Origin of the sequence: Rahnella perminowiae (assembly GCF_019049755.1) — a bacterium.
GTDB classification, from domain to species: Bacteria; Pseudomonadota; Gammaproteobacteria; order Enterobacterales; family Enterobacteriaceae; genus Rahnella; species Rahnella perminowiae.
Genome location: NZ_JAFMOS010000368.1, coordinates 1 through 6,350 on the forward strand (window position 1 = coordinate 1; position 6,350 = coordinate 6,350).

Here is a 6,350-nt window from a genome sequence, read left to right on the forward strand (position 1 = left end):
GTTACAGCCGCAGACTCTGGTAACAAATTCAGGCCATATAATCTGCCGCGATAATCCGAAACTTTGATACAGGATAATCAATTATAAAGCTGATGAATGGGTTCCCACTTTTTGCGCTCCACTTCACAGATTTGATTGCTATGCTTCTTTTCTCTCACTCCTCTGTCCATAAGGCCACATCGCTGCAACATGGAAACCTGGAAAGTAAATTTAATCTCCGTCTGGCTGGGCTGTTTTTTCACCGGCATGGCGATGAGTCAGATCCTGCCTTTTTTACCGCTTTACATCGAACAGCTTGGCGTCACGTCTCATGAGTCCCTGAGCCTGTGGTCAGGGCTGGTATTCAGTGGCACGTTCCTGGTTTCCGCCGTCGTTGCGCCCTTGTGGGGCAGCCTGGCAGACCGCAAAGGTCGTAAACTGATGTTGCTGCGTGCCGCGCTGGGTATGGCAATTGTCATGATGTTGCAGGGGTTCGCCACCAACGTCTGGCAGCTTTTCATTTTGCGCACACTGATGGGGCTGACATCCGGGTATATTCCGAACGCAATGGCGCTGGTCGCCTCACAGGTGCCGCGTGATAAAAGTGGCTGGGCGCTGGGTACGCTGTCTACCGGCCAGGTATCCGGCGTGATTATCGGCCCGCTGCTCGGCGGTTTTATGGCCGACCATCTCGGCCTGCGCACGGTGTTTTTCGTCACCAGCGGCATGCTGTTTATCAGCTTCCTCATCACATTATTTTTAATTAAAGAACGCGTGGTGCCGGTTACCAAAGCCAACCGCCTGAGCGGTAAAGCAGTCTTCACCACGCTGCCTTATCCATGGCTGATTATCAGCCTGTTCGTCACTACCATGATGATCCAACTGGCGAACGGCTCCATCAGCCCGATTCTGACGCTGTTTATCCGCGAACTGTCATCGGATACCAGCAATATCGCCTTTATCAGTGGTGTGATCGCCGCTGTACCGGGCGTTTCCGCACTGATGGCCGCACCGAAACTCGGCAAGCTCGGCGACCGCATTGGCGCGCACCGCATTTTGATTGCTGCGCTGGTTTTTTGCTTCATTCTGTTCTGCCTGATGTCACTGATTAATACGCCTACTCAACTGGGGATCCTGCGTTTCATGCTCGGTTTCGGCGACGGTGCACTGATGCCCGCAGTGCAGGCATTGCTGGTGAAATACAGCAGTGATCAGGTTACCGGCCGGATATTCGGTTACAACCAGTCGTTTATGTATCTCGGGAATGTGGTGGGCCCCTTGATTGGCTCAAGTGCTTCTGCCCTGCTCGGCTTCCGGTGGGTGTTTATCGTGACGGCAATTCTGGTGTTGTTCAACACAGTGCAGGTGTGGTGGAGTTTCCGACAGGTGCCGACGGGAAGGATCAGGGTTTGATTTGCTCCTCCCCTTCGCAGGGGAGGGAGTAAAAAGCCTCACCAGCAGGCATAAAAAAAAGGACACTTCTCAGTGTCCCTCTCAATCGTTTGAAATCAAAAACCTTAACGACGGTTGCCGAAAATCCGCAACAACATCAGGAACAGGTTGATGAAATCAAGGTACAGCGTCAGCGCGCCAACAATCGAGTATTTACGGAAGTTATCACGGTCATCCTCTGACAACTGCGCACCCATGTTTTTCAGCTTCTGCGTGTCATACGCGGTCAGGCCGACGAAAATCAGCACACCGGCGTACGAAATGATATTCGCAAGGCCGGAGCTTTTCAGCCACATGTTTACCAGTGAGGCCAGCACCAGACCAATCAGCGCCATGAATAACATGCTGCCGATACCGGTCAGGTCACGTTTGGTCACATAACCGTAGACACTCATCGCGCCAAACATACCGGCGGCCACGATAAACGTTCCGAAAATTGAATCACCGGTGTAGACCAGAAAAATGCTGGAAAGTGTCAGACCGGTCAGTGCGGAATATAGCATGAACAAACCGGTGGCCACGGTGCCGCTCAGACGGTTCACCATACCGGAAATCACAAAGACCAGCGCCAGCTGCGCGATAATTAAACCGAAGAAAGTAATCTGGCTTGAGAAAACAAAGCTCATGATTTTTTCAGAGCCGGAAGCATACCAGGCCACAAATGCCGTCAGCAGCAAACCACAGAACATCCAGCCATACACTTGCGCCATGTACGCCTGAATGCCGGTGTTCGCGCGTTCAACAATTGAACCGTTACTGCGTGGATATCGATCCATGATGATTACCCTTTTGCATGGAGGATGAAAAATGAGGCCAAAACAGCCTCCCGATTTTTAAAGCGTATCACAGATAGGAAGAAAAGCATGGAAGGTCTGCGTGCGGTTGAGATGCTATTTACCAGCGGGCCGCCGCCTGTTTATCGCTGTCACGGGCATCGACCCAGCGGTCCCCCTCTTGCGTGGCTTCTCGCTTCCAGAATGGCGCGCGGGTTTTCAGGTGATCCATAATGAATTCATTGGCTTCGAATGCCATGCCGCGATGTGCACTGGTCACACCGACAAACACAATTTCATCGCCCGGATACATCGGCCCGATGCGGTGATAAACCGACACGCGTTGCAGCGGCCAGCGGTTACGGGCTTCGGCAATAATCTCGGCCAGCGCTTTTTCGGTCATGCCCGGATAATGCTCCAGCGTTAAGGCACTGACATGACTGCCCAGATTGTGGTTACGCACTTTGCCGGTAAACGTGACAACAGCACCGTCGGCGTCGGATTGCGCCAGCCAGTTGTATTCATCACCCACGCTGAACGGCGCAGCATCAACAACAATTTTCGTCTGATCCATCTCAGCCTCCGGTCACCGGCGGGAAGAACGCCACTTCATCACCCGCGCGCAACGGATGCGCCATCGTGGTTAGCGTCTGGTTAACCGCCACCAGTAATTTTCCTGATTCCAGCGCCAGTGCCCAGCGTTCTCCCCGTCCGGTAAGCGCAGCCCGTAACGCTTCCACCGTGGCAAAATCTGCAGGAAGTTGCAGGCTGGAGGTGCCGGTCAGTTCACGCACCTGTGCGAAGAATAAAATATCAATCATAGTACCGCCTTAAAGTCGCCTGATTTACCGCCACTTTTTTCCAGCAGACGGATCGGGCCGATCACCATATCTTTCTGAACCGCTTTACACATGTCATAGATAGTCAGCGCCGCGACGGAAGCCGCCGTCAGCGCTTCCATTTCCACCCCGGTTTTCCCGCTGAGACGGCAGCGTGACTCGATACGCACGCGGTTATGCTCCGGTTGTGCTTCCAGAGTCACTTCTACTTTGGTCAGCAACAGCGGATGACACAACGGGATCAGATCCCAGGTCTTTTTCGCGGCCTGAATACCTGCAATACGCGCCGTGGCAAATACATCACCTTTGTGATGATTGCCGTTAATGATCATCGCCAGCGTGTCGGCAGCCATTTCAACAAAGGCTTCCGCACGGGCTTCACGAACAGTTTCCGCCTTGCCGGAGACATCCACCATGTGAGCATCACCGGATGCATTAATATGAGTCAGTTCAGACATACTTATTTCTTCAAATGTGGAGTGAAATTACACGGCCCCTGACGGGCATCAAGCTGCGCTTCAATGATGTTATCCCAGGCGGTCTGGCAGGCGCGGGTTGAACCGGGCATGGCGAAAATCACCGTCTGGTTGGCAATGCCACCTATGGCGCGCGACTGAATGGTCGAGGTACCGATATCTTCAAACGACACCATGCGGAACAGCTCCCCGAAGCCTTCGATTTCACGGTCAAACAAGGGCTTCAGTGCTTCCGGCGTATTGTTGCCTGCACTAAAACCCGTGCCTCCGTTGATCAGAATCGCCTGGATTTTTTCATCTGCAATCCATGCGGAAACCACGGCACGGATACTGTAAATGTTTTCTTTGACGATTTGCTGTGCGACGACATGGTGGCCGCCTTCGGTGACGGCTTCTTTCAGGTAATGCCCGGACGTGTCTTCCGCGTCAGTACGACGGTCAGACACCGTCATGATCGCCACAGATAACGGCAAAAACGCTTTACTGGCTTTGCTCATCAGTTTGCTCCTTAAACGATTACTACCGGATTCAGCCGCCGATAAACGACAGATTCTGGGTGATCCCGGTATTGCCTTCATGCAGGAAGTGGGTCTGTTTTTTACGACTGAGGCCCCCCTGAATGCGATCCATCAGATCGTTCTGCTGCATGTCGTCGGCTAATAAATCACGCAGCGGAATACCCTGCTCGCCGAAAAGACATAAATGCAGATTGCCGATGGCCGATACCCGCAGCCGGTTGCAACTGACGCAGAAATCTTTTTCGTACGGCATGATCAAACCAATTTCACCCAGATAATCCGGATGGCTAAATACCTGCGCGGGGCCGTCGCTGCGTGAGCGAAGCTGCAACTGCCAGCCCTGATGCACCAGCTGTTCGCGCAGCACTTCACCGGAGATATGGTGTTTGCGGAACAGGTCACCCCCGTCGCCGGTTTCCATCAGTTCGATAAAACGTAACTGGATCGGGCGGGTTTTAATCCACGCGAGGAAGGTATTCAGACTGGCATGATTCACATCGCGCATCAGCACGGTATTGACTTTTACTTTGCTAAAACCGGCGTCAAAAGCAGCATCAATGCCAGCCATAACCTCGCGAAATTTATCCTGCCCGGTGATGGCATGAAACTGGCGGGCATCGAGACTGTCAACGCTGACGTTGATATTGGTGAGACCCGCGTCGCGCCATTTCGCAATATCACGCGCCATACGGTAACCATTGGTGGTAACAGCCAGAGTTTTAATGGAGGGGTTTTCGCGCACTGCGGCAATGATTTCGCAGAAATCGCGGCGCAGCGAAGGTTCTCCACCGGTCAGACGCACTTTTTCTGTTCCCAGATTGGCGAACGCACGGCTGACCCGACGGATTTCATCGAGCGAGAGAAAACTTTTATTGCTGTGTCCGTGCGGCTTATAGCCATCCGGCAGACAATAGGTGCAACGGAAATTGCACACATCAGTGATCGACAGCCGCAAGTAATAAAACTTGCGGGCAAAAGCATCAGTAAGTTGAAGCACCTTAACACCTTTCCAAATACGGGAGATGCGGGCATTTCTGCCGTGCACCCTGGTGACATAGTGTCACGGCCAGGGCTCCATATTGTTTCTGCGGGAACGACGTCAGAAAAACAACTTAGGAACCAGGGCTAGGAGTTGATTCATCCGGTCCGTAGCGGAGCGATAATGAATACGGGGTAACGGAGCATATTCTAACGCCGCAAAGTCCCGTTCGCCAAGGTGGTTTTTCGTTATGTATTTTGATATATAACGATATTTCACGACAAAAGGCAGCATTTTCAATGCCAAAAGCACCGGGTTTTTAATGTTCTCAGAGTGGCGAGAAGGGGTAACATCTTGTTGCAATATTAGGTAAAATCCGCCGCTGGAAAACGAGGTAAACCCGCCGCTCCCCATTTGAAAGGAAAACCATGCGCAATCGAACATTAGCTGACCTCGACCGGGTGGTGGCGTTAGGCGGAGGGCACGGGCTGGGCCGGGTGATGTCTTCACTTTCGCTGCTAGGCCCGCGTCTGACTGGCATTGTCACCACCACCGATAACGGCGGTTCAACCGGCCGTATCCGCCGTTCCGTTGGCGGCATCGCCTGGGGCGATATGCGCAATTGCCTGAATCAGTTGATCACCGAACCGAGCCTGGCATCGGCGATGTTCGAATACCGTTTCAGCGGCCAGGGCGAACTGGATGGCCATAATCTTGGCAATCTGATGCTGCGTGCGCTGGATCACCTCACCGTACGCCCGCTTGAGGCGATCAATCTGGTGCGCAGCCTGCTGAAAGTTGACGCAGAATTGATCCCGATGTCCGAACAACCCGCCGATCTGGCCGCGATTGATGCCAATGGTGAACATGTCCACGGCGAAGTGAACGTCGATAAACTGGCACAAATACCGCGTGAATTGCTGCTGGAACCCCAGGTGCCCGCTACCCGGGAAGCGTTACAGGCAATCGCCGAAGCCAATCTGATCCTGATCGGGCCGGGCAGTTTCTTTACCAGCCTGATGCCATTATTACTGATGAATGATATGACAGCCGCGCTGCGCCGCAGCCGGGCGCATATCGTGTATATCGGAAATCTGGGGAAAGAACTGAGTGTCGCCGCCGCCTCGCTGACGCTGGATGACAAACTGGATATGATCGAGAAGCGTATCGGCCGCCGCGCCGATGCCGCCATTGTCGGGCCTAAAGTCAACATCGGCAGCAGCGCCGCTGAACATCTGATTATTCAAAGCCCGCTCGAAGCCAGTGATGTGCCCTATCGTCATGACCGCGACATGTTGCGGATGGCGATTGACGAGACGCTGCAAAAAATGATC

The 6,350-nt window shown here is 53.3% G+C and carries 9 protein-coding genes and 1 riboswitch; of the genes, 2 read left to right on the forward strand and 7 right to left on the reverse strand.

Features of this window, described 5'->3' with window-relative positions:
- Positions 1-189: 189 nt before the first annotated feature.
- Positions 190-1,392, forward strand: a complete 1,203-nt coding sequence (gene mdtG / locus J1785_RS04420) for a multidrug efflux MFS transporter MdtG (protein ID WP_129951958.1) — start codon at positions 190-192, stop codon at positions 1,390-1,392.
- 104 nt (positions 1,393-1,496) lie between these two features.
- Here the strand turns inward: mdtG and J1785_RS04425 are convergent, their stop codons facing one another.
- The 7 genes from J1785_RS04425 to J1785_RS04455 form a co-directional block, all read right to left on the reverse strand.
- Positions 1,497-2,207 (reverse strand): Bax inhibitor-1/YccA family protein, encoded by a 711-nt coding sequence (locus J1785_RS04425; RefSeq protein WP_129951959.1) that lies wholly within the window; start codon positions 2,205-2,207, stop codon positions 1,497-1,499.
- Between the two features lie 118 nt (positions 2,208-2,325).
- Entirely contained in the window at positions 2,326-2,778 is a 453-nt protein-coding gene (moaE, locus tag J1785_RS04430) for a molybdopterin synthase catalytic subunit MoaE (protein ID WP_129951960.1), read from the reverse strand.
- Between the two features lies 1 nt (position 2,779).
- Entirely contained in the window at positions 2,780-3,025 is a 246-nt protein-coding gene (moaD, locus tag J1785_RS04435; protein ID WP_129951961.1) for a molybdopterin synthase sulfur carrier subunit, read from the reverse strand.
- Positions 3,022-3,501 (reverse strand): cyclic pyranopterin monophosphate synthase MoaC, encoded by a 480-nt coding sequence (gene moaC, locus J1785_RS04440; protein WP_129951962.1) that lies wholly within the window; start codon positions 3,499-3,501, stop codon positions 3,022-3,024. Before moaC ends, moaD begins: the two co-directional genes overlap by 4 nt.
- Positions 3,502-3,503: 2 nt before the next feature.
- Complete coding sequence (gene moaB, locus J1785_RS04445; protein WP_129951963.1) at positions 3,504-4,016, reverse strand: molybdenum cofactor biosynthesis protein B; 513 nt, start codon at positions 4,014-4,016, stop codon at positions 3,504-3,506.
- A gap of 31 nt (positions 4,017-4,047) precedes the next feature.
- A complete protein-coding gene (gene moaA, locus J1785_RS04450; RefSeq protein ID WP_217218899.1) occupies positions 4,048-5,034 on the reverse strand; it encodes a GTP 3',8-cyclase MoaA in 987 nt (328 codons plus the stop codon).
- A riboswitch (molybdenum cofactor riboswitch) is annotated at positions 5,024-5,181 on the reverse strand. Its footprint overlaps the gene before it by 11 nt.
- Positions 5,137-5,460 carry a hypothetical protein gene (locus tag J1785_RS04455; RefSeq protein ID WP_165385158.1) on the reverse strand — a complete coding sequence of 108 codons (324 nt, stop codon included), beginning with the start codon at positions 5,458-5,460 and terminating at the stop codon, positions 5,137-5,139. It overlaps the preceding riboswitch by 45 nt.
- Here J1785_RS04455 and J1785_RS04460 point away from each other — a divergent pair.
- Positions 5,445-6,350: gluconeogenesis factor YvcK family protein (locus J1785_RS04460; protein WP_217218900.1), on the forward strand; the 906-nt coding region annotated here is incomplete at its 3' end. The two genes, J1785_RS04455 and J1785_RS04460, sit on opposite strands and share 16 nt — an antisense overlap.

What these genes read in the sequence shown, in the direction of transcription:
- mdtG (WP_129951958.1), top strand. Translation starts at nt 190, where the DNA reads ATGGAAACCTGGAAAGTAAATTTAATCTCCGTCTGGCTGGGCTGTTTT.
- J1785_RS04425 (WP_129951959.1), bottom strand. Translation starts at nt 2,207, where the DNA reads ATGGATCGATATCCACGCAGTAACGGTTCAATTGTTGAACGCGCGAAC.
- moaE (WP_129951960.1), bottom strand. Translation starts at nt 2,778, where the DNA reads ATGGATCAGACGAAAATTGTTGTTGATGCTGCGCCGTTCAGCGTGGGT.
- moaD (WP_129951961.1), bottom strand. Translation starts at nt 3,025, where the DNA reads ATGATTGATATTTTATTCTTCGCACAGGTGCGTGAACTGACCGGCACC.
- moaC (WP_129951962.1), bottom strand. Translation starts at nt 3,501, where the DNA reads ATGTCTGAACTGACTCATATTAATGCATCCGGTGATGCTCACATGGTG.
- moaB (WP_129951963.1), bottom strand. Translation starts at nt 4,016, where the DNA reads ATGAGCAAAGCCAGTAAAGCGTTTTTGCCGTTATCTGTGGCGATCATG.
- J1785_RS04455 (WP_165385158.1), bottom strand. Translation starts at nt 5,460, where the DNA reads ATGTTCGATTGCGCATGGTTTTCCTTTCAAATGGGGAGCGGCGGGTTT.